Genomic DNA, 25,420 nt, shown 5'->3' on the forward strand with positions numbered 1-25,420 from the left:
TATTCGATACTCTTCTTCAAGCTCTTTGGTAAACCGATGTACTGAACCATCTAAGAAACAGATATAAACATATCTCATGCTTCTGCTCTCCTATTCTGTATTCTTGCAAGTCGTTCATTAAAAGCTGCTTTATCCTCTGCACTCATTGGCTTTTCTTCAACTTTTTGATTTTCTTCTTTTGCCCAATCTGGTAATGTTTCTTTTCTCAATGGTGCTTTGTTGAAATTATTTCTAGGTGCTGCTTTCTTAGCTTGTACCTCAGCTTCACGTTTCTTTTCTAATGCATCAATATCCTCAACTGATTTAACACCTTTGTCTTCCCAGTTCTTTAAGATTGTATTTACATAAGCGTATTTCCTAACTCCCTGATCACTGGCAACCTCAATTGCTTTTACAACGATTGATTCATTACCTTCAAAGTCTTTTACCCAATGTTCTAATTTCTCAATTGTCAAAGGTGGAATCATTCCGAATCCGGTTTGTTCCCAGGTAGTGATGAAATTTGGCTGTTTCTCTGAAGCGGGTTGTTGTTGTTTATTTTTAAGACTGTTATTAATAGAACTGTTATTATTAAAACTGTTATTATTAGTGCCGTCATTATCCATGCATGGGCTATCCAACGTTGGGTTATCCATGCATGGATTTTGACGTGTTGGTTCATCCATCACGTCATTTTGAAGTGTTGGTTGATAATTTATAACGCTATTTATTGTGTAGACATTACTTCCCCAAGAGCCTTTACTAGTGCGTTCTCTCTTCACTTCGATGTAGCCTTTTTCTACTAAAACCTTCTTGTGTTTATGGAATCTGTTCTCTCCGATATCTAAGTCGTTACATATAAGACTCACACTTGGAAATGCTGACGTTCCGTTACCAGCGTAAGAGCTGATATAAGCGTATATAGCTTTTGCTTCAATGGTTAAGTCCTTATCCTTCATGACTAGTTTAGGTATGATCCCATAGCCTAGAGATAGTACACCTTCAATTTTTATCTTGTCTTCCATTTCACTGCACCTTCACTTTCATTTTTTGAATATTAATGATAAAATGTTTGTAATATTATTAAATAAATCTTTTTATTCGCCTAACAAATATGCCAATTTGTTAGGCTTTTTTATGCTTAAAATATCCAACCTAGTATTAAGATGATTGCGCTGAAAAATATAGCTTTAAAAAATAATTTGTACCAAAACTTACTCTCTTCATCAATTTCATCAGTACCCCAAAAATAAAGAGTACTTGCACTAATTAATCTTTCAGTTACTTCGTTAAACATCTACATTACCTACCTTTCTATGTCGAATGATTAATACCTCTTTTTTGCCCGCCCGGCAGTTGATTAATTAAATTTAGTATTTTTTCGAATCCATTCTTCTACTTGCCTTTTCGGATACCTTCTCCCGTTCTTTCCAAATTCAACAAAGGGAAATCCTTTCTTGTATAAAAAGAACTCATCAGCGGTTTTTGTATCACATTTAAGAATTCTTTCGCATAAGTCTTTTTTAGTAAGCAGCTCATCATCACTGTATTTAGTTTCAATTGAATTTTTAATCTGAGGTAGTGATACTTCCAAGAACTTACTAGCCATCCATTCAAAGAATTTGTTCGTAGACATAGAATCAAATTGGATGTTCATGATCTATCCCTCCTCTTTTTTCTGCTCAGTTCTAAATTCATCTAAACTAATTCCTAACACATCTGCTATCTTACAAACTGTACTGAATCTTAAATCATTTGCTCTTCCACTCTTTAGTTCGTAAAGAGTATTTTGAGCAATATTAGCCTTTTTTGTTAGTTCATAAATAGTTAGATTTTTTTCTTTTAACTGTTTATCTATTTTCCACCACAAATTCATAGGCTCCCTCCCCAAACCACTATATATAGTGGTTTATTTTATTGTTTAACACAACATAATGTGTTATATTGCTTTTATAAGGAATGTCTTCGCCAAAAGTGATTCCTTCAAAAATATTTAAAATACAAATGAAAAGTGGTGAATACAATTATGGGAAAGAACCAACATGTAGTACCTGATCCAAATGGTGGCTGGAATGTTAAAGGTGCAAATAACACTAAAGCTACAAAACACACTGGAACTAAAGCTGAAGCTGTAAATTTAGCTAGAGAAATCAGTAAGAATCAAAACTCCGAATTATTTATACATGGTAAGAATGGGCAAATTCAAAGTAGAGATAGTTACGGCAATGATCCATTTCCGCCAAAAGGTTAATTGTAAATTTTAAGAAAATTTGAATGAAATGAGGTGATTGTTATATGGTACGAGTTAAAGTGAAAATTAAAACTCCGAGCAAGTCACAAATTAAACGAGATGTTAATAGAGCGATTCGCAAGAATCTTATTTGCCCTAGCTGCGGTCATAAGCTTCCGACTACTTATGCAAGTCGGACTAAATGTTCGAGATGCGGACAAGAAATTTCAATAAACATCTAATCAACAAATTCGATTTCAATGTATTTATGCATAACCTTCGCGGCTACTCCAATTGCTGTGAGGGTTATTAGTATTCCTGCTATTTTTTTCATCGTTTACTCTCCTCTGCTGTTGGAAAGGCATCATCATCTTCTAAACCTAATACAAGCATTCTTGTAGCTGTAGATGGCTCCCAATCATCAATTAGGTCAATAACATTATCAAAATGCTTTTCTCTTAACTGTGCTCTTGTCCTTACTCCCGAAACTTCTGCAACTGCTTTATTTAAATCTTTATATAATAAAGCTAGTTGCTCTTTATTCATGGTCCATTTTCTTTCCTTGCCAACTTGTCTTACCTTTTGCGAGATACGTCTTCCAATGTAGCTATATTTACCTGGATCAATTGAAGTGTTTTCTTCTAAATTCACAACTCTATTTTTAACGTCTTCAACTTCTTCTTTAGTTTCTTCAGTCGCTTGTAACATCAATCTAAGTGCTAGGATTGGGTCCTTTGAAACTTGATACCCTCCAGTCTTGCGAATGGAAGGAATAACATCATGAGTAATCCATCGTTTAAAAACTTTAGCTTCTGCCTTCCGACTTGATAAAACTAAGTTATACAATCCGAATTCATTAACGATTGAATAATTTCTGATTTGGCTGCCGTCGGTTAAACCGACAGTAGCTTTTTCATCATCATCAAGCCTGCCAACTGCATCACGACTATTTGAAATATCCAAAATATCACAGACATCTTTAGCGACAAACCAAGGATCATCATCAATTAATTGAGTTCTTATTTCGGTCGATTCAAATTTAAAAATTTGTAGTTGCGACATGTCATCACTCTCCTTTATTTTAAAAATCAAATCAGGTTTTATCTTTTTCTAGAATAACGCTAAAAGCGGTATCTTCTCCAAAAAAAATATAGTCCTGAGGAATGTTATAGACCTTTTCAATTTTCTCTATAGTTTCATAATCTAACTTACTACTATCTTTTTCATACGATCTTAAGGTATCTCTGCCCATACCCAGCTTGCTAGCTGCTTCTCTCTGAGACCAACCCTTTCTTGTTCTCAAACTGGCTAAAGTAAATTTTAAATAATATGGTATTTTTTCCTTTGTAGTCATATTCTATAACTCCTTTCTTAATTGATAATTTCATTATATACCGCTTTTAGCGTTAAAGCAACTATTTTAACGCTAAAAGCATGTTTTTTTCTTCTTTTTGCTAGCATTGTAATGCTTAATGCGTTATTATAATATTATCAAATACACAAGAGGTCTTTAAAGGAGACGTAAAAAATGAATGAAGATATAAAGATTATTTTTTCTAAAAATTTAAATAGGTTAATGGAATTAAAAAGAGAAACAGCAACTGAAGTATCTGAAAAAACAGGTATTGCATACTCAACAGTTAATGACTGGAAAAACGGAAAGAAAATGGCCCGCGGTGGCAATTTACAGAAATTGTCTGATCATTTCGGGGTTAATATTTCTGATTTGACATCAGAAAATAGTGCACATCAGATGATTGTTAACAAACCAGCATTCATAGAACTAAAAGGAAAAGTAGCAGCAGGTTTACCTTTAGAGATGTTCGATGTACCAGAATTAGTCTCAGTTCCTTATGAAGTAAGAGAAAGATACCCTAATTCTTACCTTTTAGAACTTAAAGGCGATAGCATGAATAAATTGTTTATGGATGGATCTTATGTATTAATTGATCCTTGTGATAATTTAGAAAATGGAGAAATAGGCGTAGTTCGAGTTAATCATACTGAAGCAACTCTAAAGAGATTTTACAAATTAGGCGATGCTATTATGTTGCAACCTGAATCCACTAATCCAGATCATCAAAATCAAACTTACGATTGTAGTGAAGGTGAATGTGAAAGCATATCAATATTAGGGAAATTAGTTTGGGCTATGACTCCAATTGGTATGAAATTTTAGAAATTAGGAGGGAAAAATATTGGAATTACATGATATTAGATGTCCAAGATGCAAAGTTAATGTACTAGGTGAAGGTTTTTGTCGAGAATGTGGAGAAGGAATAATATATTCAAATGAAGCAATAGTTACATTAGAAAATAGCGGTTATCAAATAGATGAAAATCATAAGAGTGTTGAAGCTTTTAGGAAAAGTCAAATTGACCAAAATTCTTTTACAAAGATAGGAAATACGCTGGAAAATATTGGTAACGGTGGACAAAAAATAGGAGCCACCATGAATAGTTTTGGTAATTCTATGATCTTAGGGTGTACGATACCTATCCTTATTCTTTTTATACTAGGTGCAATTCTGTTTTAATAAAAAGGAGCGATAATATGACTGAAAATAAAATTATTACTTTTGTTATAACAAAGAAATATGAAAAATATGAGGATTTACAATAGGATTAATCTCCGCATACAAATAACTAAAAAATTTGGAGGATAAAAGGATGAAAAAGTTATTTCTAGGAATAATAGGGGTCATATTACTATCAGCTTGTAGTAATAATGGGATTAACGAAGATAATGCTGAAAAAAGTGCTAAATATATCAATCAAAAACTTTCTATAGCAAATGAGGTTGAAGAAAGACAAGAAGAATATTTCAATGAAATTATGAACGTATATAAAATTGGGGAATTTACTACTGTAATACCAAACAAAGAATCAGGAATTGAACAGATAAATTTCAGTAATGTAGATAAAGTAGATATTTCTAAGATATTAGAATTATTTGAATTCCCAGAATCCGAATCTATTGATTCTTTAATTGAAAACTATTATTACGATATTGCATCAACTGGATCCTATGAAGCAAATGAAGAATTTGTCATTTATGAAGATTTAGGTATTTCTACTTCAGTAAAGAGCGAAGTATTATTAGATGTTTTAGGAGAAAAACCTTTTATGTTAACAGTTTTATATAACGAAGAAAGATTTGATGAATTTAAATAGAAGGAGTGATAATCCATGACTGAAAACAAAATTATACCTTTCGATATAACAAAGAAATATAAAAAATATGAGGATTTAGAAGCAGAAGATTTTGTTAACTTTGATGATATATCTGCCCCATTGTTTGATTCAGTCTATGTAGATAAATATAATAACACTGTTGGCAAAACTAAGTCTGGTATAGAAGTATTAATATCTAAAAATAAGGAAGAGGTGGATTAAAATTCAAAGTTTAATTACATTAATTATTGCATGTGGTTTAATTGCAGGAATAAAAAAATATATTTTAGGATAAACGGAGGAATTAATTTTGACTAAACAATTAAGAGATTTTCTTTATATTGACGAGGATATTGTAGAAAATCTATATGCCCAACTTTACCAAAAAGAAATTGTAGAACAAATATTTAATGATTCATCACAATCTGGTATTTCTCAAAATAATTCTGAAACAACTTCATCAACAGATGGTATTAAACCCTCTGTAACAGCTAGTGCGGTAGTTTTAAAAGCACAAATTTCTGGGTCTTCTTCAATTACAGATACAAATAAAACCGCAGTAGTTACTTCAGAATCACAAGGAGTGTCAGAATCAACTAAATTTGCATTAAATAGATTTAAATATTCTGAAGTAATAGATTCTTTAAGAGATAAGGGATTATTAAAAGATAAATATGATTTCCAAAAGTATGATTTTTTAGAAATAGAAAACAATTTCAGATACTTTGATTACGATCAACATACAGATATTTATGATCATGAAGGAATGTTAATATTGCTTTTTGCAAATTATTATATTACTCATGATAGAGAGATTACTTATGATAAGATAATTAGCGATTTGTCAGCTGCAAAAGTAGCTGTTAAAAATATTAAAAAGTTATCTTTCTTCGAAAATCAAGCGGACGCAAAGGAGTTTATAGCAATATATGCATCTTCTCTTAATTTTAGACGTGTTGGATTAGTTAGTATTCATTTAAATAAAATATTTAAAAATAACGTACTATTTTTTTCAAAAGAAAACGATCTGGTAATATGTAATAAAAATTTCTTAAAAACGGATACTTTACTATTAACTTTATCTCAAAACGTTTCTGCTAAAGTAATTGGAAAAGTGATAAATGATCCTACTTTGATAATGGATACAGGAGATGTAAGTAATTACTTTACTGACGATGAAAGACTAACATCAGACTTAATAAACGCAGGTGCAAGCTTTTTAGTTATGAATTATTTACAAAATTTTTACGGCCTAAAAAAAGAACTACCTGTAAGAATTATACAGGCAGTTAGTGTTGAGTATTTTTTAATTTAATTATGCTTCATTTGTTCTCTAATTCTGTGTTGCATCTTTTTATTATCACTTTTCATTTTTTCATAGTCAATTTTATGATTAGCAATTGTGGATTTGTTAAGATTTGAGAATTTTGCATGATGTTTTTCTTTTTCATGTTTTGATACAGCAATCTGATTTAATAGATTTATTGATGTATTTTTAATAGTCTTCATCATGTTCTCACCTCCAAATGCAGTTTATATTACTAACATTTAAACACCACTCTCCCCGACCAAAGTTTGAGTGATGCAACAATTAAGAATCCCTACTAAAGGTCTTTTTTCTGTACCTTTATATTAGCATAAAAAAGTTGTTTAAACCAAACTCTTTTTGTAAGCCCCGCCCGGCGATCGAAAGGAGAATGAACATGGTAAAAACAGTTAAAACAAAGCATCGAAACATTTACAAATATGAAACAAAAAAAGGCAGCAAATACCAGTTGCGGTTTAACGTAACGATTAATGGAAAAAAAGAAGAATTTTCAAAAGGTGCACTAAATAGCATTGCTGAAGCAAAATCCCTTTATAATGAATGGATATATAAAATTGATAATGATTTATTAGAAGAATCACAGTCCATAATTAAAGAGTACACTTTAATTGAATACTATGAAAAAATGAAAGAATTCAAACTAGCTGCATCACTTTGGAATAAGAATACATTGGAAACAAATGACGATAGATTCAATAAAGTGGTAGAGCCATTTGGGGCTAAAAAGCTGTCCGAAATCACAAGAATCGATTACCAAAAATGGGTTAATAATCAGTATACAGAACATGACTATAGTCAAGCAACTGTAGAAGGTTACCATAGATTATTTATGTCCGTTTTGAATGATGCTGTCGCTGAAGATTACCTGGATAAAAACAGACTACTCAAAGTTAACTTAAAAAAACAAGGCTACAAACCTAAGAAAAAGATTGTAAATATTGAAGAGTATTATACTTTTATAGATACTGCTGAGAATGTTCTTCCTAAAGACACTTATACAATGGTTTATCTAGGATCATATGGTGCTAGACGCGGAGAAATATACGGAATTAAATTGAATGCTATTCATTTCTTTGAAAGAGATGGTGTAGAAATTGCACAAGTAGACTTGTTTACTTCAAGAACTAGAAAGTATAAGGAAGGAAGTAAGACTAAAACCGAAAAAGGGGAACGGATAATTATTGTTGATTCTTACGGTACTAAATTATTGAGAGCTCAGATTAAGTATGCAAAAAAAATTAAAAAGAATTTAAAATCTATCTTACATCAAAATGATTTTATTTTTATTGATTCCGAATCAGGCAATCCTGTTCATTTACAAAAAATGAATGAAGCAATGGACATTGTAACAAAAAAATCAGGCGTTAAAATTTCACCTCATATGCTCCGTCATCTATTCGCTAGTGCCTCAGACATAGTTGGAGTTGATGGAGACTCATTGAGAGCGTTTATGGGCCACGAGGATGAAGCAATGACGAAACATTACACTCACGCTACTAAAGAATCAGCTATCAAAGTAATGGAACAAACTTCATCCATATTGCATCCGGCAAGGATTTAAATTTTCAAGTCGGAACAAAGTCGGAACTTTTTATAAAAAAAGACATCTAAGAAGATTAGAACTTCTTAGATGTCTCGCAAACCTTGATATATCAATGCGGCCGAGAAGAGTCGAACTTCCACCAGGGTTACCCTGACCAGCCCCTCAAGCTGGCGCGTCTACCATTCCGCCACGACCGCTGATTGTCAACAAAGATTATTATAGCAACGTTTATTGGTGTTGTAAAGAGCGTTTTTTTGTTTAAGTTACTCTGAATATAGAAAACATTCTATTTAAATTCCTGGAACCTTTCTATTGCTTTATGCTTTATGGTATTATTAAAGGCAACTACTATCCCTTTTTAGAAAGTTATAAGGGATTGCAGAAATTAACTATAGCAATGGATGCCACTATTAAATTTTCTGATAGATAGTTAATTAGAACGAGGTATAAAAGTTTAAAAAACGAGTTTTAGAAAGGTGATATAATTGAATTTTAAAGAGTTCGAAGAGTATTTAGACGCTAATTTAGGAAGTAAAAGTATCTTTTTCGAAAAAGCTATGGATGATCAACTTAGACGTAACAGCAGAAGACCCCCCGCAAAAAGATGGAATGAAGCAAAATTAGAACGTGCTGTTAATAGAATGTGGACAGATATCGTTAGAAGTATCTATGATAAATTCAAAACCACGATTAATACTAAATCATCTGATCCTTATCAAGCTTGGATCGAATTTTTTGAAAAGAATGAAGCTTTAGAAAATTTAGATGAAATGATGAATGATTTAGAATTTGAATAATTTGACGGAATTACAATCTACTCACAAAAAAAGTTCTGACAAATGTCAGAACTTTTTTTGCTCTACTTTTTAATTGAGTCTCAAGATAACGAGCTTACATCATGCCGCCCATTCCAGGATCCATTCCCATTCCGCCCATTGGAGCGTCAGGTTTTGGTTGGTTTGCAACAACCGCTTCAGTTGTTAACAATAGCGCTGCAACACTAGCTGCGTTTTGTAAAGCTGAACGAGTTACTTTAGTTGGATCAATGATACCAGCATCAATCATGTTTACCCATTCATCAGTAGCTGCGTTATATCCTACGCCTAAATCGACACTTTTCAGTTTTTCAACGATTACAGAACCTTCAAGACCAGCGTTTGTCACGATTTGACGAACAGGTTCTTCAAGAGCACGGATCACAATTTTCACACCTGTTGCTTCATCGCCTGTTGCTTCGATTTCTGCAACTTTACGTTGAACATTGATTAAGGCTGTTCCACCACCGGAAACGATACCTTCTTCAACAGCTGCACGAGCTGCATTTAAAGCATCTTCAATACGTAATTTGCGTTCTTTTAATTCTGTTTCAGTAGCAGCTCCAACTTTGATGACTGCAACTCCGCCAGAAAGTTTAGCTAGACGTTCTTGTAATTTTTCTTTATCAAATTCAGAAGTGGTTTCAGCTGCTTGAGCTTTAAGTAAAGCAACACGGTGTTGGATAGATTCTGCTGAGCCAGCTCCTTCAACGATTGTAGTAGCATCTTTCGTCACGACTACTTTACTTGCATGTCCTAATTGACTGATTTCAGTATCTTTCAATTCAAGACCTAAATCTTCAGTAATAACCGTTCCGCCAGTTAAGATAGCAATATCTTCAAGCATAGCTTTACGACGATCGCCGAATCCTGGAGCTTTAACTGCTACAACATTAAATGTTCCACGCAATTTATTCAATACTAATGTTGGAAGAGCTTCGCCATCAACATCATCAGCAATGATCAACAATGGACGTCCTTGTTGTAAAATTTGTTCCAATAATGGAAGGACTTCTTGAATATTTGAGATTTTTTTATCGGTAATCAAAATATAAGGGTTTTCTAAGTTTGCTTCCATTTTATCGTTATCTGTTACCATGTATTGAGAAAGGTACCCACGATCAAATTGCATTCCTTCAACAACACCTAATTCTGTCTCGATTCCTTTAGATTCTTCAATTGTAATAACGCCATCTGTTCCAACGCGTTCCATTGCTTCTGCAACCAATTCTCCTGTTTCATTGCTTCCTGAAGAAATAGCAGCAATTTGTGCAATTGATTCTTTTGAGTCAACTTTTTTAGAAATAGCAAGCAATTCTTCTACAGCAACTTTTGTGGCCATTTCGATTCCGCGGCGAATCCCAACTGGATTAGCTCCAGCTGTTACATTCTTCAATCCTTCACGAACGATAGCTTGAGTTAAAACTGTAGCTGTTGTAGTACCATCTCCAGCAATATCATTTGTTTTAGAAGCAACTTCTGAAACAAGTTGTGCTCCCATATTTTCAAAATGATCTTCTAGTTCAATTTCTTTTGCGATTGTCACACCATCATTAGTAATGAGTGGTGAGCCGTAAGTTTTTTCTAAAACAACATTTCTTCCTTTGGGTCCTAATGTTACTTTAACAATATCTGCTAAAATATCTACCCCACGTAGCATTGATGCACGAGCGTCTTCAGAAAATTTAATATCTTTTGCCATTTTTTCCTTCACCTCATTAATTTAGTTTGTTCATTTTTTAAGTTATCTTTAATCTATGACTGCAACGATATCGTGTTCTTTTACCACTAAATACTCTTTACCGTCGTATTTCACTTCTGTTCCAGCGTATTTTTCAAATAAAACAGTATCGCCTACTTTAACAGACACTGCTACTGTTGAGCCGTTTTCTAAAACACGCCCTTCTCCAACAGCTATTACAGAACCCGTTTGAGGTTTTTCTTGAGCGGAACCCGGTAAAACAATCCCGCTGATTGTTTTTTCTTCTTCTTTAGCAACTTCAATGATGACACGATCTCCTAATGGTTTTAACACGTAAATCCCTCCATCTAAATTATTTCTTCATTTTTAGCACTCAAACATATCAAGTGCTAAACTACTTCTTTATAATAACAAATATAAAAAAGATTGCAAGAATTTTCATCTTGATTTTTATTCCTTTTCAAATAAGGATTGTTTTATTGAAAAGGGTTCGGTACTGTCTATTGTTATACCCCTTTTTGGACCTTTTATGTTATACTGAAAAATGAAGTTATTTTCAGTTTACCTAGCATAGAGTTGGCTTCTTTAGGAGAATTTTTTTCTATTGGATACTCTGACTGCTATTTACTAAACTGTATATAACGAACGTACGCTATCTCGAAAAAAGAAGGTCTTAATCATATGAAGAAACTTACGAGTCACACATCGATTTTAATTATTTTATTTTATTTAATTGCTCAATTCTTACCGGCCATCATTATTTCTCTAGCTCCAACAAATTTCCAGACTGAAGCTTCCGTTTATGGGACAATTTTTAGTTTTACTTTAGGCGCAATAGTTATGCTCTTATTGAATCGAAAATCGACCATCCGAAATTCGTTGACCTTAAGTCCATCATTACCTAGAAAGAGTGTTCTTTATTGGGGTATTGCCGGAATCCCTTTGGTGCTTTTGGCTCAATACATGGCAAACTTAATTGAAACTTTACTTTTGGGGATTCCAATAGATTCTGTTAATACTCAAAATATACTTGTTTTCGTTGACAATTATCCAATTTATATAATTGTCGTCTCTATTATGGGACCAATCATGGAAGAATTTGTCTTCAGAAAAGTTATTTTTGGTTTTTTATATGATCTTACTGGTGGAATAGGTGCTGCAGTGATCAGTTCTCTTATCTTTGCTTTTATGCATTTTGATGGACACATTTTATTGTACTCTGCTATGGCTTTTGTCTTTTGTTTTCTATATAGTAAAACTAAAAATATTGCCACTCCCATTATCACCCATATTATTATGAACACAGTAGTTATAGTAGTAAATTTTTTATAAGTACGTGCTAAGTGTTAGAAAGGACTTTTCATTTGATAAATAAACGTAATTTTATAATGCAAATTGTTTTTACTTACTTGATGTCAGGAGTATTCATCTGGTTTGCGATTGATTCTGTGGGAAATTCCGGTTGGACATTTTTTTCTGTTCTCTATGTCGTTTTTTCTACCAGTTATTTCGTTAGAGCTTCAAAAATACTTGAAGTTTACTTTAAAATAAAAAAAGGACCCAAACCATAACCGGTTTGGGTCCTTTTTTTTTGCTCTATACTTTTTAGTGTTGCTAGCTTAATTAAATTGGTTACCAGATATTTCTGGAGGAATAGGGTTTGCTTGTAGCCATGCATTGGATTCAATGCGAATTATAAAGCGTTAGCGCTTCAGCGTTTACGTTTTATTTGAGGCTTGAAAGCTCTGAAGACTACAGGCTTCAGACGTTCCCATGGCTCTCCACAAGCAAACCCGTCTATTCCAGAAGAAATTTATTTTATTCTATCAACACCATTTGACAAATGAGTCCTTTTTTACGCGTTTTCTGGTTTGTAATGATCTAAGAAATAAATCAATGTTTGTAGTTCATTGGTCAAATCAACATTTTGAACTCTCACTTTGTCTGGTACAGAAATTCTAATAGGAGTAAAATTCAAAATTCCTCTTACATTTGCTTCAACTAAACGTTCTACTGTTGCTTGTGCGACGTCTGATGGAATAGTGATAATCACAATTTCTATCTGTTGAATTTTTAATTGTTCAACCATATCATCCATATGATAAATAGGAACACCACTTAAAATAGTGCCAACAATTTCTTCATTTATATCAAAAGCTGCACTTATTCGCATGTTGTTGCTTTGATGGAAGTTGTAATTCAATAAGGCATGTCCTAAGTTCCCTACTCCGATTAAGGCAACATTGGTTAATCGGTCTTGTTTAAGTGTTTTGCTAAAGAAATTCATTAAATCTTCAACATCGTATCCGTATCCTCTTTTTCCTAAAGCACCAAAATAAGAGAAGTCTCTTCGAATTGTTGCACTATCCACTTTAATCGCGTCACTCAATTCAGTTGAAGAAACACGTACTTTTCCGGAATCATGTAAGAATCGCAAATAGCGATAATATATCGGCAATCGCCTAGCCGTTGCATTGGGTATTTTCTTCTCTACCATTCTTTTTTCCTCCATCAGTCATTAGTCTACTTTCTTGATTGATTCGTTGTCTCTTTTCACAAGCAAATCGTTATATCTTTTTCTTCACAATCTTTTTTTAGTGAACGTTCCTATTATATCATTTTTTAGTTTTAATACTACCATTAATTTCAAAAAAATAGTGACAACCTTTTCTACTCTACTTATTATCTTATCAAAATTCACAAGAAAGATTGTGAAGCCACTTTTAAAAAGTTAGCTTTTCTTGGATTGTAATTTCCCTCGCTCTCGATATGTGCTAAACTATTATTGAGAATGATGAAAAGAGGACCTAAGCTATGATTCTATTACAAGCGCAACATGTTGCTCGTTATTTTGGAGCAGATGTATTATTTGAAAATATTTATTTAGAGATTCAAGAAAATTCACGTATTGCATTAGTCGGTAGAAACGGTACCGGAAAATCAACACTTTTAAAAATGATTGCGGATATCGAGCAGCCTGATGCTGGGAAGATCGTCAAAGGGAAACAAGTGACGATTGGTTATTTAGCCCAAAACACTGGTTTATCTTCTGAAAAAAGTATGTGGGATGAAATGTTAACAGTCTTTGAACCGGTTATTCAACTAGAAAAAGACATGCGTACGATTGAGCAGCAACTCGGAGACCCTGCATTACTTTCTAATGAAGAACTCTATCAGTCAACTCTAAACCGCTATGACCATCTTCAAAATCGCTTCCGTGAAGAAAATGGTTTTAGTTATCAAGCTGAAATTCGTTCTGTCTTGCATGGTTTTCGTTTTTACGAAGATGATTATTCCAAACACATCAGTCAACTTTCCGGTGGACAAAAAACACGATTAGCTTTAGCCAAATTATTATTAGAAAAGAAAGACTTACTGATTCTTGATGAGCCGACAAACCATTTGGATATCGAAACGTTGAGTTGGTTAGAAAACTATTTACAGTCTTATACTGGAGCATTATTGATTGTCTCTCATGACCGTTACTTTCTAGATAAAGTAGTCAATGAAGTTTATGAAATCAGTCGTCAAAAAATTTCCCATTACAAAGGAAATTATTCGAAATACTTGGATTTAAAGGCTGCTCAACTTGAACAAGAATGGAAAGAATTTGAAAAACAACAAGGTGAAATAGCAAAACTAGAGGATTTTGTCAGTCGCAATCTAGTCCGTACCTCAACAACTAAGCGCGCACAAAGCCGACGGAAGCAACTAGAAAAAATGGACCGGATAGATAAACCTCAAGGAGATGAAAAGTCTGCTCGCTTCTCTTTCAAATCAGAAAAGGAAAGTGGAAATGTTGTCTTGACCTTGGCTAATGGAGCCATTGGGTACGAGGATACTATTTTATCTAGTCCTATTGAATTAGATGTTCGAAAATACGATTCGATTGCTTTAGTGGGACCAAATGGGATTGGAAAATCAACTTTATTAAAATCCTTAATTGGACATCTTCCTTTGATTCAAGGTGAAAAGCATTTAGGAACAAATGTATTATTGGGGTATTATGACCAAGAACAATCCGATTTGAATTCAACGAAATCTGTATTAGCTGAGCTCTGGGATGAGCATCTAACTACTCCTGAAAAAGACATTCGTTCCATTTTGGGTAGTTTTTTGTTTTCTGGTGCGGATGTGGAAAAATCGGTCTCTTCACTAAGTGGTGGAGAAAAAGCACGTTTAGCTTTAGCTAAGCTAGCGATGAATAAAGATAATTTTCTTATGTTAGATGAACCAACAAATCATTTGGATATCGATAGTAAAGAGGTTTTGGAAAATGCATTAATTGATTTTGATGGAACCTTACTATTCGTTTCTCATGACCGTTATTTTATCAACCGAATTGCAACAACAATCATCGAACTCTCTGAAAACGGCAGTACTCTTTACTTAGGTGATTACGACTATTATCTTGCAAAAAAAGCTGAGCAAGAAGAAATGCGGTTATTGGTGGAAACTAAGACCGCCGAGACATCCAAAGTTGAACCTGTTCCAACAGTCAAAGGAAATCGTGAAATCAATAAAGCTGAACAAAAAACACTTCGCCAATTGACACGTCGTATTGAAACAATCGAAGTAGAAATGGATGAACTTGAAACGATTATTTCAAACTGCGAAACACAATTAATTGATCCAGAAGTATTCGGTAATCATTTACGTGTACAGGAACTGAACACAGAAATTAACGTTGCTCAAGAAAAACTAGACAATTTAGTGGGTGAATGGGAAGAAAAAAGCTTACAAGTAGAAGAATTACAATAAAAGCAAAAAAGGGTGAGAGTTTCGTCTCATCCTTTTTTGCTTTCTAAAACTTTCTTTGTTGATTAGAATAATAAACACTCTTAATAATGATTTCTGGAGAAATAAGAGTTTCTTGTAACCATGCAAAGGATTCCATGGCTCTCCACAAGCAAATCCGACTATTCCAGAAGAAATTTTATTTTATAGTACTTTTGTATCAATCCTAGTTAAATGTTAATCCTGGTTTAGCATTCAACGCGTAATCCGTAAACTGATTTTTTTGATACTGAATCGAAGCAGCCGCTCCGATCATAGCTGCATTATCTCCACACAGCGACAATGGCGGAATGATCAATTCTACATCTGGCAATTCTTCAGCCATAACTTTCGTAAGCGTATCACGCAATCCTTTATTTGCCGCTACTCCTCCTGCCAAAACCAATTGTTTCACCTTAAATTCTTTAGCGGCTCTTAACGTTTTTGAAACCAAGACCTCAATCACACTTGCCTGAAAACTAGCAGCTAAATTTATATTATTTAGTGGCTCTCCTTTTTGATTGGCATTATGAACAGTATTGATAAAGGAACTTTTTAAGCCACTAAAACTAAAATCATAGTTATTTTCTTTCAACATAGCTCTTGGGAAATGATAAGTGTCTTCTCCAAGATGAGCCATCTCGTCTATCTTTTTCCCGCCAGGATAAGGCAAGCCTAATACGCGACCGATTTTATCATAGGCTTCTCCTGCTGCATCATCTCTTGTTTCACCAATGATTGTGTAGTCACCATCTTCCTTCATATAAACCAGTTCAGTATGTCCCCCACTAACAACTAATGCTAAGAGTGGAAAAACAAGCGGTTTAATCAAACGATTGGCATAAATGTGACCTGCCATGTGGTTAACAGCAATCAACGGTAATTGATGTGCAAAAGCAACAGCCTTTGCAGCGTTAACCCCAATCAAGAGTGCACCAACTAATCCTGGTCCTTGTGTAACAGCTACTGCTGAAAGATCTTCATAATTAACGTTTGCTTCAGTCATCGCTTCCTCAATACATTGGGTGATCTGTTCAACATGATGTCGACTAGCAATTTCAGGCACTACTCCACCGAAACGCATATGGCTTTTTATTTGTGAAGCAACAATATTTGAATGGACAATCGTCCCATCTTCAATCACGGCCACACTGGTTTCATCGCAACTCGATTCAATTGCTAAAATTAGATTTCTCTTTATAGTCATGCTTTCACTCTTTCTGTACTAGAATCTATTCAACCTATGTCTCTGTTTTTAAATCTTCAGCTGCATGATCAAGGCATGATCAACAGGGTCATGGTAATAATTTTTACGCAGCGAGATTGTTTCAAAACCTGCTCTCTCATATACAGCAATCGCAACTTTATTCTGCTCTCGAACCTCTAAAAAGACTGTTTTGATTTCTTCAACTTTTAACTGTTTGATAAATGCGCTTAAAAAGGATTGGCCGATTCCTTGATTTTTAAAAGGTTTTAGAATCCCAAATGTGGTGATTTCTACCTCATCAAAAAGTTGAGTATACCCTATAAACCCAACTTTCTCTGCTTTTTTCAAAGCTATTCCGTATTTGTTATGGGATCCTGCTAATTCACTTTTATACGATTCAACAGGCCAAGGGCTCCCATTAGGATAACTGCTTTCAGCCAATTGAAACAATTCATGTGCTGTTAAATCCCAACTTTGATTAAATAAAAAAACGGTCTTTTCATTTGAATAATTATCCATTGTTCAGTTCCTCATAACGGCTTACTCATTTCCAGTGCATCTTCTCGGTCACCGGTATAGTATGCTTTTTTTATCTTCCCTTTTTCAAAACCAATTTTACTGTACAAACGTTGTGCAGTTTCATTTGAAACGCGAACCTCTAAACTCATTCTTTTCATGCCTTCATGTTGGGAAATTGTTTGCAATTCCGAAATCAAAAAAGTAGCAATTCCTTGTTTTTGATGAGCTGGAATAACAGCTACATTGGTTACATGAGCTTCTTCATCTACTAACCACGCACCGATAAAGCCGATTGCTTGCTTAGATTTTCGAACAATCAAGTAAATAGAGCGAGTATTTGTTTTGATTTCATGTTCTAACGCTTTTTTATTCCACGGTGTTTTTCCATTGTAACAAAGTGTTTCTATTTTTAAAATATCGGAAATATCAGTTTCTGATCCAATTGAAGCTTGCAAAAGAGAGCCATCATCCAACTGAAAGATTTTATTTTCAAGTTGTGCTCGTTTCGCCAACTTTTTATTGGAACCCATTTGATTAGTAAGCGTAATAACATCCTCATTAATAAACCACTGCTTAAATTTTTTCAACATAGGCTTCCTCCAGTTGATCTGGATGCTCTTTACGCCAATTTTCCTCCGCTTCTGCTAGTTTCAAATAGTCAGGCGTGAACATGTGTGCATCTACAGGTTCTTCCTTTATCCCTAATAAACCTAAAACACCAGCTTTTGGCAGATGATCTTTTAATGGCGCTTCAAACACCCGGTTCGTTAAATGCTGTTCAAATGTATCTGTATATAAAGAGCGGTCTTCTCCAATTAATTCAAATGTGCCTTCTCTTTTACTTAAATGCTCAGCCCATAATTCTGCTGAAATATGTGTATCGGGTTCAATTTGAACCAAATTTCCATTTTGCCATTGGTATAAACCGGTATAAATATTTTTACGACGAGCATCAAATAAAGGAACAAGATAGTGTGTTGAGGACTCACAATTTCCTGCTAGTGTTTTCAAACTAGAAATACCAACTAATTCAACACCCAAAGTCCACGCTAACGTTTTAGCAATCGTTACACCAATTCTCAGACCCGTGTAAGAACCCGGCCCTTTAGCAACCACTATTCGATCTAGTTCACTAGGTTTCCATTGAATATCATTCATTAACTCGTCTATAGCAGGCATCAAACGCTCACTATGATTCCGTTTAATAGTTGTAGTCATTTCTCCTATAATTCTTTCTCCATCTAACACTGCAATACTCATTGCTTGATTAGAAGTGTCTATTGCCAATACTTTCATGAGACGACTCCCTTTTATATGACTAGGCCATTTATTCTAATTTTATTTTAGCACATATCTTATAAAAACTTAAATTCCTTATTTTTGTAAACTAACCTGAAAGCGTATTAGTTGATTTTTTATTTGCAAGAAGTTATGCTTCTTTATGTAAAAGATAGTTATTATCTCATCTCCAAAATTTTTGAGTTTACACCTAAAATTTTAGTTAGATAATAGGTTCACCGTCAAAAAATCTAGTTTCATAGGAGGAATTGAACATGGAAAAAGATAACGGAATGAAAGATAAAGCAAAAGGTATTAAAGACAAAGTCGTTGGAGAAGCCAAAGATTCTTATGGTGATGCTACAAACGACCATAGCAAACAAGCTGAAGGTAAAGCTCAAAAAGCCAAAGGCGAAGTTCAAAAAAAGGTCGGCAAAGTGAAAAGCGACTTAGATGACAAGAACAACAAGTAACCTTTAACCTTGTTTCCCCCTAAAGAGTACTGCTAACGTGGTGCTCTTTTTAACTTAACTTATTTTTTACTAAGGAGATTATAATATGGCTAATATCCTAATCACTGGTGCAACGGGAACCATTGGAGAAGTCTTAACAACTCATCTTAAAAAGAACCATAAGTTAACTTTAGTAGATATCGATTTTTCAGATTCAGATAAAGAACTTGTAGATGGTACCACTACAAAAGAGTTAGATTTATCCGTTTTAGATAACTGGAATGGTCTATTAAATGGAGTAGATTACGTCATTCAATTAGCTGGAGATCCTAGCCCTGACGCAGAATTTTATGATAGTCTTTTAGATTTAAATTATAAGATTCCACATAATCTTTACTTAGAAGCTTCCAAAAATGAATCCATCAAACGGATTATTTTTGCTAGTTCGATCCATGCTGTTGATGCTTATCTGCAAAATGTACAAGTCGCTACAAATGATCCCGTACGTCCTGCTGATTTGTATGGGGTGTCTAAAGTCTATCTAGAAGGTTTAGCCAGCCATTACGCTTTTACAGCCGGGCTAGAATCGATTGGCCTTCGAATTGGAGATTTTAAAGGCGATGACTTGCCTGCATTAGCTACACCGGATGCCATGTCCAATTACTTATCAGGCAAAGATATGTGTCACCTTGTAGACTGTTGTTTAACTGCAACACTGAAAGAACCTTTCTTACTGGTTAATGGTATTTCAAACAATACTTTCCCACGTTTAGATATTGACCAAGCTCGCGTTGATATTGGCTACCAACCACAGGATGACGGTTTTAAACTACTCGGTTACTTTAAAAAAAATGAATAGTAAAAAGGCTTTGTTACTCTAAATTAGAGTAACAAAGCCTTTTTGTTTTTTTCTATTCGTTCGGATAATTTTTCCGGACCATTTTCACTTCGTAAACGGCTTTTATTACTATGGCTATGAGCGCTCCCAATAGAGCTCCAAATGGACCAAACAACACTATACAAGCTATAGTGGAGATAAAGGTGTAAAGAGGTCTGACACCAATTTCTCTTCCTGTAACAAACGGTTCAGCAATTTGACGGATAACAGTGATAACGATGTACAATAATCCTAGTTGCCAAGCCAATGTGGTGTTTCCCATAAAGAAATAAACTAACGCCCAAGGAATCATAATGATTCCACTTCCTAAAATTGGAATCATATCTACAATAGCAACTCCTAAAGCTTTTAATCCCCAATGATCAATTCCAATGATAACAAACCCAATGCAGAGTAATATAAAGGTCAACGCAGCCAATTTCACTGCTGCTTTAAAATATCCTCTGATACCTCTTACTGATTGAGATAAAATTTCTTTTAAATCATTCATTTTATTCCTCATTTCTCATTCATTTCTTCTATTATACAAAAAGAACAAGTTGATGTAATCCAACTTGAGTAGTATCTTTAAAATCTACAAAAAAATCACCTTAACAATAACAGTTTCTCTCCTGTATTGCTTAAGGTGATTTAGAGAATATATTAGAAACTTTGGGTTAAACGGCTTTTTATTCTTTCATTTTTTAAATGAAAGCCATAATTACGAAATTAAGAACGAACAGTCCAGTTGAGATCCATAATACTGGATGAATGTCTTTTGTTTTTCCTTTGGCAACTTTAACAATAACGTAGAAAATAAATCCTGCAGCAATACCATAAGAAATACTATACGATAATCCCATAAATATTGAAGCAAAAAATGCTGGAATGGCTTCTTCCAAGCTTTCCCAATTGATTTCTAAGAACGATGACATCATCATTACACCTACTAATATTAAAGAAGCAGAGGTTGCTTGAGTCGGTACAAGCGCTACTAGTGGCGAAAATAAACTTGTTAATAAGAATAATACAGCTACCACAACACTTGTCAAACCAGTTCTTCCACCAGCACCAATGCCGGCCGCACTTTCAACATAAGTTGTTGTATTTGAAGTCCCAAAAATAGCTCCTGCAGAAGTTGCAATTGCATCTGCAAATAATGCTTTGTCCATTTTTGTTTTGAATCCAGCACTATTGTCTAGCGCTAGTTCGTCTTCAGCACTAAATATTCCTGTTTTACGACCAGTCCCAATAAAGGTTCCGATAGTATCAAATATATCCGATAAACTAAAAGCAAAAACCGTCATAATAACTAGAGGTAAACGTGCTACATCTGTAAATAATGAAATCATTCCTTCATTACCGAATGCTGCACCAAAAGTTGTTCCTAATTCTGAGAAAGCATTTCCTAGTGAATTAGCTGGATTAGATACGACAGATAAATCAACAACTCCCATTGGAATTCCAATAAACGTTGTAAGGATAATTCCAATTAAAATAGCACCTTTAACATTTTTAACTAGTAGAATCACTGTAATGATCAAGCCAATCAAGGCCAATAATGATCCAGGACTTGTAAAGTTAACTAATGCAGGGACAATTCCACCACCAGTTACAACACTTGAAATACCATCTGGATAAGAAGAAGCTGCTGCATCAAAAGAAGCATTGTTAACCGTTTGGATATTTCCAGGTTCAGAAGTAAACTGAAGAAATCCTGCATTCTTAATTCCGATATAAGCAACAAAAACGCCGATTCCAGCACTGATTGCATGTTGCAGACTTTCTGGAATTGAATGAATGATCAATTTACGTACTTTTGTTACTGTAATCAAGATATTCACTATCCCACAGATAAACACCATTGCTAAAGCCTCTTGCCATGAAAAACCTAGTGCAAAAACAACTGTATACGTAAAGAATGCGTTCAATCCCATTCCAGGAGCTTGTGCATAAGGGACATTTGCAAATAATCCCATCACTAATGTACCAATAGCAGCTGCTATTATAGTAGATAAGAAAACAGCTTGTGTAGGCATACCCGTTAAAGATAAAATTGCTGGGTTAACAAAAATAATATAAGACATCGCAAAGAAAGTTGTTAGACCTGCCGTGATTTCAGTGCTTACTTTAGTGCCATTTTCTTTCAACTTAAAAAACTTTTCCATTTTACTATTTCCCCACTTTATTTGTATTACAAGTGAACCTGAATAGTTAAACCTACAGAGTCTTTAATTTTCTACCTAACTGCTTCGTAAAAGATATAAGTACAAAAATACAAGTATAAATGATCGCAGTTATTTCAATGTGTCTAATGAAACTCTAAATAAACCTAAATGAGTTTATTTAGAACCAATAGTCTGAACATTTACGGTGTCCGGTAGAAACTTAAAGCCCATATCGCTTAATTATATTCGGTTCTAAACATTGCATGTTAATTATAGAAGATGGCTCAGTATAAAACAACCACAAAAGAAATATTCCACTAATTTAATTAGATTATTGTTCGTGTTTTGTTTGAGAAAATCAGTTAAATTAAGAAATCCTAAAAAAATAACCTTTATTCCCTCTTATTTGTTTCTAATTCTTAACCGCTTTCTTCTTCTAGATTTATTTTATTGACCATGCTACCTAATTTCAACTTCTTATACTAAAGGGTTTTCTTTTTTATTTTGCATAGATTGAGTTACAATAGATTTATCATAAACAAGGGGGAATTAGTATGGATTTCACACAAGTAAAAGGTTACAGCGAGTTAGATTCAAGTCAGATCAGCTTGTTAGCAAATGTTTACGCGCAACACATGGATACGTTAGATGATCCCATTAAATATGATAAGGAAAATATTAAAGAAGTCGTATGGAACAACAGTCTTCAAACCGTAGATGTTCATTTTAATAATGGTGAACTTGTGCATTACGATAGCACTGGTAAATGGACATACGAATAGCCATACTACATTATTTAATTGACTTTCATCATTCAAAAACGGTAAATTTTTTCACTATACAGCTGATGGTTCTTGGTATTGAACTTTTAATATTTTTGACATAAGCAAATAAGGTTGAGCAATATGCCTCAACCTTATTTTGCTGTATTCAATTTATTTTTTGATTACCTCATTGTAACAAATTCTTCTGATCCAGTGGGATGAATAGCTACTGTATTGTCAAAATCTGCCTTTGTTGCACCCATTTTTATGGCTACTGCAAATCCTTGAATCATTTCATCCAGACCTCTTCCAAGCCCATGCAAACCAACTACTTTTTCATTTTCACCTTGGCACACTAGTTTCATGTACGTTTTTTGTCTGTTAGCTGTTATAGAACTGTGCATAGAGGTAAAGATGGATGTATACACTTTAATATCTGCTTCACCATAAGTTTCCTTTGCTTCTTCCTCAGACATTCCAATCGTTCCGATTGGCGGGTGACTGAAGATAACGGTTGGAATATTTGTATAATCCAAAAACTCATTTGGTTTATTGTTGAATAATCGCTCAGACAATCGACGTCCTGCAGCAATAGCAACTGGAGTCAATTCAATACGACCGACTACATCTCCAATAGCGTAAATATTTTTAGCTGTCGTATTTTGGTACTTATCTACTTTAACATACCCACCATCGTTTAATTCAACATCCGTTACCGCAAGATTCAAATTTTTTGTATTTGGTTCACGACCAATTGCCCAAATGACAGCATCTGTTGTATGTGAAGAACCGTCCTCAAAATGAATGGTTAAAGAACCATCTTCATTTTTTTTCACTTCTTTAGGAACAGCATGGATATGTAAAGCTGCTCCTTCTCTAGCCATTGTTTCAACAAGTCCTTCGACAATAATCGAATCAAAATTTCGTAACGGCGCATGCTTTCTAACAAATAAATGCGTATCCGAACCTAACCCATGTAAAACGCCTGCTAATTCAACAGCGATATATCCAGCTCCTACGACTGCTACCCGTTTAGGTAGTTCCGTTAGTTCAAAGAAACCATCTGAGGTCATCCCGTATTCTGCTCCTGGAATTTCTGGCCAAGCTGGACGACCACCTGTAGCAATTAAGAAATGATCTGCTGTGTAATGCTCCCCGTTCACTTCAACAGTATGTGCATCGACAAATTTTGCATAACCGTTGATCAAATCGACTTTATTATTATTTAAGTTTTTTTGATAAATAGTATGCAATCGAGAGATGTATCCCTCTCTATTTTTTACCAATTTTTCAAAATTTAATTGGCGATCTTTAATTGTAATGCCGTAGTCTTCTCCATATAGTTCCATATCTTCCATTATTTGAGCTCCATGCCACATAACTTTTTTAGGAACACATCCTACATTGACACAAGTTCCACCAATAGCGTTGCCTTCAATCAAAGCCACTTTCGCTCCATGCATTCCAGCACGATTAGCTGAAGCAATACCACCGCTTCCTCCGCCTATTACAATGTAATCATATTTTTTAACCATTCATTATTCCTACTTTCTTTTTGTTTTCAATTTACTATAACTTTTAAAAAAACTATCACTTATTCATTATCTTCTATCATTAAGTTTAACTCATTTTCTTGTTTTAAGATATCCTCAAAATAATGATAGTAACTGCCCAGTTCATATCGATAACTTTCTCTTTCGATCCAAGGCTTGTGTTTGCCACAATAATGAATGAATACGACCTTTTCTTCTACCCATTCAATCGAAAATTTACGTGGGAAAACGCGTTTTAATTGAGAATAAAAACGAGCATCTAAGTTATAAATACGCCATTCAGCTTCTTTAACTTCATTCCAATATAAATGGTTGAAAATATCTTGATCAGGAAGAACTAACCGGTTTTTATTGTTCTTGATTGCTGTAATTATCTCTTCAAGATTTCGAGTGCTCCGTATTAAAGTCAAGTTCATCAAAATAACACCCGTGTTGAAGTAATCTTCAGATGATAAAGTTCCTAGGCGAATATTATTGATTGGCTGTATCCATTTTGTAGCGTAGTCATGTGTTGTTGCTACAAATAACTTCCCTTCAAAATCTTGTTTGTAAAAGGTTGAAAAAGAACGTAAATTTATAATGTCAGGATCAAGATATAAAATTCGATCTATTTCTATTGGTAAAACGAATGGAGCAAGTAAACGATAATACATTTCAATCGAATAGTAGCGATTAACAACTGCTTCTTCTGAAAAAAGATTTTTACAATCGACTGGAAAAAATGCATGTCCATTCCCTGTTACGAATTGCTCTACTTCGATTATTCTAGTTTGTGGTATATTTTGATGCATTAAATAAATCGTCATTTTTTCTTTATCATTTGAATGAAAGATTGATCGAAGAGCTGTAAAGAATGGCTCTAAATAATTTTCATTAAGTGTAAATAGTAGATTCATAACCTTTCTCCTATACCTTACTGCTTATTTTATAGTTCAAATGTTGCCTATTCTTCTCTATCTTATAGTATTTTCAAACATTCTTTCTTTCATCAGCATAGTATCTAGATTAAAGTATGAATTAAATAAGCATAAGTTGCAATCAAAGTCGTTTAAAAAA

General features: G+C 34.0%; 31 protein-coding genes, 1 tRNA gene and 1 riboswitch. Of the genes, 13 read left to right on the forward strand and 19 right to left on the reverse strand.

Annotated features, from left to right (window positions below):
- Positions 1-74 precede the first annotated feature (74 nt).
- The 4 genes from BLT48_RS05765 to BLT48_RS05775 all read right to left on the reverse strand — a co-directional run bounded on the left by BLT48_RS05765 (position 75) and on the right by BLT48_RS05775 (position 1,855).
- Positions 75-1,004, reverse strand: a complete 930-nt coding sequence (locus BLT48_RS05765; protein ID WP_089976104.1) for a DnaD domain protein — start codon at positions 1,002-1,004, stop codon at positions 75-77.
- A 116-nt stretch (positions 1,005-1,120) separates the two neighbouring features.
- Complete coding sequence (locus BLT48_RS13845) at positions 1,121-1,276, reverse strand: hypothetical protein (RefSeq protein ID WP_176944084.1); 156 nt, start codon at positions 1,274-1,276, stop codon at positions 1,121-1,123.
- Between the two features lie 63 nt (positions 1,277-1,339).
- Complete coding sequence (locus BLT48_RS05770; RefSeq protein WP_089976107.1) at positions 1,340-1,636, reverse strand: hypothetical protein; 297 nt, start codon at positions 1,634-1,636, stop codon at positions 1,340-1,342.
- Between the two features lie 3 nt (positions 1,637-1,639).
- Positions 1,640-1,855 (reverse strand): helix-turn-helix domain-containing protein, encoded by a 216-nt coding sequence (locus tag BLT48_RS05775; protein WP_411155644.1) that lies wholly within the window; start codon positions 1,853-1,855, stop codon positions 1,640-1,642.
- A gap of 150 nt (positions 1,856-2,005) precedes the next feature.
- Between BLT48_RS05775 and BLT48_RS05780 the strand changes: the two genes are divergently transcribed.
- Positions 2,006-2,230: a DUF2188 domain-containing protein gene (locus BLT48_RS05780; protein ID WP_089976110.1), complete on the forward strand. Its 225-nt coding sequence runs from the start codon at positions 2,006-2,008 to the stop codon at positions 2,228-2,230.
- 309 nt (positions 2,231-2,539) lie between these two features.
- Here BLT48_RS05780 and BLT48_RS05785 read toward each other — a convergent pair whose 3' ends face one another.
- The gene (locus tag BLT48_RS05785) at positions 2,540-3,271 is read right to left on the reverse strand and encodes a BRO family protein (RefSeq protein ID WP_089976113.1); all 732 of its coding nucleotides are present in this window, start codon (positions 3,269-3,271) and stop codon (positions 2,540-2,542) included.
- 31 nt (positions 3,272-3,302) lie between these two features.
- A complete protein-coding gene (locus tag BLT48_RS05790; RefSeq protein WP_089976116.1) occupies positions 3,303-3,563 on the reverse strand; it encodes a helix-turn-helix domain-containing protein in 261 nt (86 codons plus the stop codon).
- Between the two features lie 174 nt (positions 3,564-3,737).
- On the opposite strand from BLT48_RS05790, the gene BLT48_RS05795 reads away from it, so the two are divergent.
- The 5 genes from BLT48_RS05795 (at position 3,738) to BLT48_RS05815 (ending at position 6,698) form a co-directional block, all read left to right on the forward strand.
- On the forward strand, positions 3,738-4,388 hold the full coding sequence (locus tag BLT48_RS05795; protein WP_089976118.1) for a LexA family protein: 651 nt from the start codon (positions 3,738-3,740) through the stop codon (positions 4,386-4,388).
- A gap of 19 nt (positions 4,389-4,407) precedes the next feature.
- Positions 4,408-4,746, forward strand: a complete 339-nt coding sequence (locus tag BLT48_RS05800) for a hypothetical protein (RefSeq protein ID WP_089976121.1) — start codon at positions 4,408-4,410, stop codon at positions 4,744-4,746.
- Between the two features lie 133 nt (positions 4,747-4,879).
- The gene (locus tag BLT48_RS05805; RefSeq protein ID WP_089976124.1) at positions 4,880-5,383 is read left to right on the forward strand and encodes a hypothetical protein; all 504 of its coding nucleotides are present in this window, start codon (positions 4,880-4,882) and stop codon (positions 5,381-5,383) included.
- Positions 5,384-5,398: 15 nt separating this feature from the next.
- A complete protein-coding gene (locus tag BLT48_RS05810; RefSeq protein ID WP_089976127.1) occupies positions 5,399-5,605 on the forward strand; it encodes a hypothetical protein in 207 nt (68 codons plus the stop codon).
- An 88-nt stretch (positions 5,606-5,693) separates the two neighbouring features.
- A complete protein-coding gene (locus BLT48_RS05815) occupies positions 5,694-6,698 on the forward strand; it encodes a hypothetical protein (RefSeq protein ID WP_089974572.1) in 1,005 nt (334 codons plus the stop codon).
- On the opposite strand, the gene BLT48_RS05820 is transcribed toward BLT48_RS05815, so the two are convergent.
- Complete coding sequence (locus BLT48_RS05820) at positions 6,695-6,892, reverse strand: hypothetical protein (protein ID WP_176944034.1); 198 nt, start codon at positions 6,890-6,892, stop codon at positions 6,695-6,697. The two genes, BLT48_RS05815 and BLT48_RS05820, sit on opposite strands and share 4 nt — an antisense overlap.
- 194 nt (positions 6,893-7,086) lie before the next feature.
- Between BLT48_RS05820 and BLT48_RS05825 the strand changes: the two genes are divergently transcribed.
- Positions 7,087-8,271, forward strand: a complete 1,185-nt coding sequence (locus BLT48_RS05825) for a tyrosine-type recombinase/integrase (protein ID WP_176944035.1) — start codon at positions 7,087-7,089, stop codon at positions 8,269-8,271.
- A 95-nt stretch (positions 8,272-8,366) separates the two neighbouring features.
- Here the strand turns inward: BLT48_RS05825 and BLT48_RS05830 are convergent.
- A tRNA-Leu gene (locus BLT48_RS05830) sits at positions 8,367-8,450 on the reverse strand.
- 288 nt (positions 8,451-8,738) lie between these two features.
- On the opposite strand from BLT48_RS05830, the gene BLT48_RS05835 reads away from it, so the two are divergent.
- Positions 8,739-9,050, forward strand: coding sequence for a hypothetical protein (locus tag BLT48_RS05835; RefSeq protein WP_089976130.1), 312 nt, complete (start codon positions 8,739-8,741; stop codon positions 9,048-9,050).
- Positions 9,051-9,144: 94 nt separating this feature from the next.
- Here the strand turns inward: BLT48_RS05835 and groL are convergent, their stop codons facing one another.
- Together groL and groES are read right to left on the reverse strand one after the other, a co-directional pair.
- A complete protein-coding gene (gene groL, locus BLT48_RS05840; protein ID WP_035020034.1) occupies positions 9,145-10,770 on the reverse strand; it encodes a chaperonin GroEL in 1,626 nt (541 codons plus the stop codon).
- A gap of 48 nt (positions 10,771-10,818) precedes the next feature.
- Positions 10,819-11,103, reverse strand: a complete 285-nt coding sequence (gene groES, locus BLT48_RS05845) for a co-chaperone GroES (RefSeq protein ID WP_035020035.1) — start codon at positions 11,101-11,103, stop codon at positions 10,819-10,821.
- 348 nt (positions 11,104-11,451) lie between these two features.
- On the opposite strand from groES, the gene BLT48_RS05850 reads away from it, so the two are divergent.
- Complete coding sequence (locus BLT48_RS05850; RefSeq protein ID WP_035020036.1) at positions 11,452-12,102, forward strand: CPBP family intramembrane glutamic endopeptidase; 651 nt, start codon at positions 11,452-11,454, stop codon at positions 12,100-12,102.
- A 523-nt stretch (positions 12,103-12,625) separates the two neighbouring features.
- Here BLT48_RS05850 and BLT48_RS05860 read toward each other — a convergent pair.
- A complete protein-coding gene (locus BLT48_RS05860; protein WP_035020037.1) occupies positions 12,626-13,267 on the reverse strand; it encodes a redox-sensing transcriptional repressor Rex in 642 nt (213 codons plus the stop codon).
- A 317-nt stretch (positions 13,268-13,584) separates the two neighbouring features.
- Here BLT48_RS05860 and BLT48_RS05865 point away from each other — a divergent pair, with 317 nt between their 5' ends.
- A complete protein-coding gene (locus BLT48_RS05865; protein WP_089976131.1) occupies positions 13,585-15,531 on the forward strand; it encodes an ABC-F family ATP-binding cassette domain-containing protein in 1,947 nt (648 codons plus the stop codon).
- A gap of 202 nt (positions 15,532-15,733) precedes the next feature.
- Here the strand turns inward: BLT48_RS05865 and tsaD are convergent, their stop codons facing one another.
- Genes tsaD through tsaB form a run of 4 tightly spaced genes read right to left on the reverse strand, consistent with a single transcriptional unit; the run spans position 15,734 to position 18,568 of the window.
- The gene (gene tsaD, locus BLT48_RS05870; protein ID WP_089976134.1) at positions 15,734-16,753 is read right to left on the reverse strand and encodes a tRNA (adenosine(37)-N6)-threonylcarbamoyltransferase complex transferase subunit TsaD; all 1,020 of its coding nucleotides are present in this window, start codon (positions 16,751-16,753) and stop codon (positions 15,734-15,736) included.
- Between the two features lie 48 nt (positions 16,754-16,801).
- On the reverse strand, positions 16,802-17,272 hold the full coding sequence (gene rimI / locus BLT48_RS05875) for a ribosomal protein S18-alanine N-acetyltransferase (RefSeq protein ID WP_089976137.1): 471 nt from the start codon (positions 17,270-17,272) through the stop codon (positions 16,802-16,804).
- An 11-nt stretch (positions 17,273-17,283) separates the two neighbouring features.
- Positions 17,284-17,862, reverse strand: coding sequence for a ribosomal protein S18-alanine N-acetyltransferase (rimI, locus tag BLT48_RS05880; protein ID WP_226776593.1), 579 nt, complete (start codon positions 17,860-17,862; stop codon positions 17,284-17,286).
- Complete coding sequence (tsaB, locus tag BLT48_RS05885; RefSeq protein WP_035020043.1) at positions 17,846-18,568, reverse strand: tRNA (adenosine(37)-N6)-threonylcarbamoyltransferase complex dimerization subunit type 1 TsaB; 723 nt, start codon at positions 18,566-18,568, stop codon at positions 17,846-17,848. Before tsaB ends, rimI (BLT48_RS05880) begins: the two co-directional genes overlap by 17 nt.
- Before the next feature lie 257 nt (positions 18,569-18,825).
- Here tsaB and BLT48_RS05890 point away from each other — a divergent pair, with 257 nt between their 5' ends.
- Positions 18,826-19,023, forward strand: coding sequence for a CsbD family protein (locus tag BLT48_RS05890; protein WP_035020045.1), 198 nt, complete (start codon positions 18,826-18,828; stop codon positions 19,021-19,023).
- Positions 19,024-19,108: 85 nt separating this feature from the next.
- On the forward strand, positions 19,109-19,861 hold the full coding sequence (locus BLT48_RS05895) for an NAD-dependent epimerase/dehydratase family protein (RefSeq protein ID WP_089976141.1): 753 nt from the start codon (positions 19,109-19,111) through the stop codon (positions 19,859-19,861).
- Between the two features lie 52 nt (positions 19,862-19,913).
- Here the strand turns inward: BLT48_RS05895 and BLT48_RS05900 are convergent, their stop codons facing one another.
- Positions 19,914-20,390, reverse strand: a complete 477-nt coding sequence (locus BLT48_RS05900) for an AI-2E family transporter (RefSeq protein ID WP_089976143.1) — start codon at positions 20,388-20,390, stop codon at positions 19,914-19,916.
- A gap of 193 nt (positions 20,391-20,583) precedes the next feature.
- A complete protein-coding gene (locus BLT48_RS05905; RefSeq protein WP_089976146.1) occupies positions 20,584-22,047 on the reverse strand; it encodes an NCS2 family permease in 1,464 nt (487 codons plus the stop codon).
- Positions 22,048-22,215: 168 nt separating this feature from the next.
- Positions 22,216-22,316, reverse strand: a riboswitch (purine riboswitch).
- Positions 22,317-22,601: 285 nt separating this feature from the next.
- Here BLT48_RS05905 and BLT48_RS05910 point away from each other — a divergent pair.
- The gene (locus tag BLT48_RS05910; protein ID WP_035020052.1) at positions 22,602-22,829 is read left to right on the forward strand and encodes a hypothetical protein; all 228 of its coding nucleotides are present in this window, start codon (positions 22,602-22,604) and stop codon (positions 22,827-22,829) included.
- 164 nt (positions 22,830-22,993) lie between these two features.
- Here the strand turns inward: BLT48_RS05910 and gorA are convergent, their stop codons facing one another.
- Positions 22,994-24,346, reverse strand: coding sequence for a glutathione-disulfide reductase (gene gorA, locus BLT48_RS05915; RefSeq protein WP_089976150.1), 1,353 nt, complete (start codon positions 24,344-24,346; stop codon positions 22,994-22,996).
- Between the two features lie 59 nt (positions 24,347-24,405).
- Positions 24,406-25,260, reverse strand: coding sequence for a glycosyltransferase family 8 protein (locus BLT48_RS05920; RefSeq protein ID WP_089976152.1), 855 nt, complete (start codon positions 25,258-25,260; stop codon positions 24,406-24,408).
- Between the last annotated feature and the right edge of the window lie 160 nt (positions 25,261-25,420).

The sequence above is a fragment of the Carnobacterium viridans genome (assembly GCF_900102725.1).
Lineage (GTDB): Bacteria > Bacillota > Bacilli > Lactobacillales > Carnobacteriaceae > Carnobacterium_B > Carnobacterium_B viridans.

Excerpts from the sequence above, each read along its gene's own strand:
- BLT48_RS05765 (WP_089976104.1), bottom strand. The coding sequence starts at position 1,004 with ATGGAAGACAAGATAAAAATTGAAGGTGTACTATCTCTAGGCTATGGG.
- BLT48_RS13845 (WP_176944084.1), bottom strand. The coding sequence starts at position 1,276 with ATGTTTAACGAAGTAACTGAAAGATTAATTAGTGCAAGTACTCTTTAT.
- BLT48_RS05770 (WP_089976107.1), bottom strand. The coding sequence starts at position 1,636 with ATGAACATCCAATTTGATTCTATGTCTACGAACAAATTCTTTGAATGG.
- BLT48_RS05775 (WP_411155644.1), bottom strand. The coding sequence starts at position 1,855 with ATGAATTTGTGGTGGAAAATAGATAAACAGTTAAAAGAAAAAAATCTA.
- BLT48_RS05780 (WP_089976110.1), top strand. The coding sequence starts at position 2,006 with ATGGGAAAGAACCAACATGTAGTACCTGATCCAAATGGTGGCTGGAAT.
- BLT48_RS05785 (WP_089976113.1), bottom strand. The coding sequence starts at position 3,271 with ATGTCGCAACTACAAATTTTTAAATTTGAATCGACCGAAATAAGAACT.
- BLT48_RS05790 (WP_089976116.1), bottom strand. The coding sequence starts at position 3,563 with ATGACTACAAAGGAAAAAATACCATATTATTTAAAATTTACTTTAGCC.
- BLT48_RS05795 (WP_089976118.1), top strand. The coding sequence starts at position 3,738 with ATGAATGAAGATATAAAGATTATTTTTTCTAAAAATTTAAATAGGTTA.
- BLT48_RS05805 (WP_089976124.1), top strand. The coding sequence starts at position 4,880 with ATGAAAAAGTTATTTCTAGGAATAATAGGGGTCATATTACTATCAGCT.
- BLT48_RS05810 (WP_089976127.1), top strand. The coding sequence starts at position 5,399 with ATGACTGAAAACAAAATTATACCTTTCGATATAACAAAGAAATATAAA.
- BLT48_RS05820 (WP_176944034.1), bottom strand. The coding sequence starts at position 6,892 with ATGAAGACTATTAAAAATACATCAATAAATCTATTAAATCAGATTGCT.
- BLT48_RS05825 (WP_176944035.1), top strand. The coding sequence starts at position 7,087 with ATGGTAAAAACAGTTAAAACAAAGCATCGAAACATTTACAAATATGAA.
- groL (WP_035020034.1), bottom strand. The coding sequence starts at position 10,770 with ATGGCAAAAGATATTAAATTTTCTGAAGACGCTCGTGCATCAATGCTA.
- BLT48_RS05850 (WP_035020036.1), top strand. The coding sequence starts at position 11,452 with ATGAAGAAACTTACGAGTCACACATCGATTTTAATTATTTTATTTTAT.
- BLT48_RS05860 (WP_035020037.1), bottom strand. The coding sequence starts at position 13,267 with ATGGTAGAGAAGAAAATACCCAATGCAACGGCTAGGCGATTGCCGATA.
- BLT48_RS05865 (WP_089976131.1), top strand. The coding sequence starts at position 13,585 with ATGATTCTATTACAAGCGCAACATGTTGCTCGTTATTTTGGAGCAGAT.
- tsaD (WP_089976134.1), bottom strand. The coding sequence starts at position 16,753 with ATGACTATAAAGAGAAATCTAATTTTAGCAATTGAATCGAGTTGCGAT.
- rimI (WP_089976137.1), bottom strand. The coding sequence starts at position 17,272 with ATGGATAATTATTCAAATGAAAAGACCGTTTTTTTATTTAATCAAAGT.
- rimI (WP_226776593.1), bottom strand. The coding sequence starts at position 17,862 with ATGTTGAAAAAATTTAAGCAGTGGTTTATTAATGAGGATGTTATTACG.
- tsaB (WP_035020043.1), bottom strand. The coding sequence starts at position 18,568 with ATGAAAGTATTGGCAATAGACACTTCTAATCAAGCAATGAGTATTGCA.
- BLT48_RS05890 (WP_035020045.1), top strand. The coding sequence starts at position 18,826 with ATGGAAAAAGATAACGGAATGAAAGATAAAGCAAAAGGTATTAAAGAC.
- BLT48_RS05895 (WP_089976141.1), top strand. The coding sequence starts at position 19,109 with ATGGCTAATATCCTAATCACTGGTGCAACGGGAACCATTGGAGAAGTC.
- BLT48_RS05900 (WP_089976143.1), bottom strand. The coding sequence starts at position 20,390 with ATGAATGATTTAAAAGAAATTTTATCTCAATCAGTAAGAGGTATCAGA.
- BLT48_RS05905 (WP_089976146.1), bottom strand. The coding sequence starts at position 22,047 with ATGGAAAAGTTTTTTAAGTTGAAAGAAAATGGCACTAAAGTAAGCACT.
- BLT48_RS05910 (WP_035020052.1), top strand. The coding sequence starts at position 22,602 with ATGGATTTCACACAAGTAAAAGGTTACAGCGAGTTAGATTCAAGTCAG.
- gorA (WP_089976150.1), bottom strand. The coding sequence starts at position 24,346 with ATGGTTAAAAAATATGATTACATTGTAATAGGCGGAGGAAGCGGTGGT.
- BLT48_RS05920 (WP_089976152.1), bottom strand. The coding sequence starts at position 25,260 with ATGAATCTACTATTTACACTTAATGAAAATTATTTAGAGCCATTCTTT.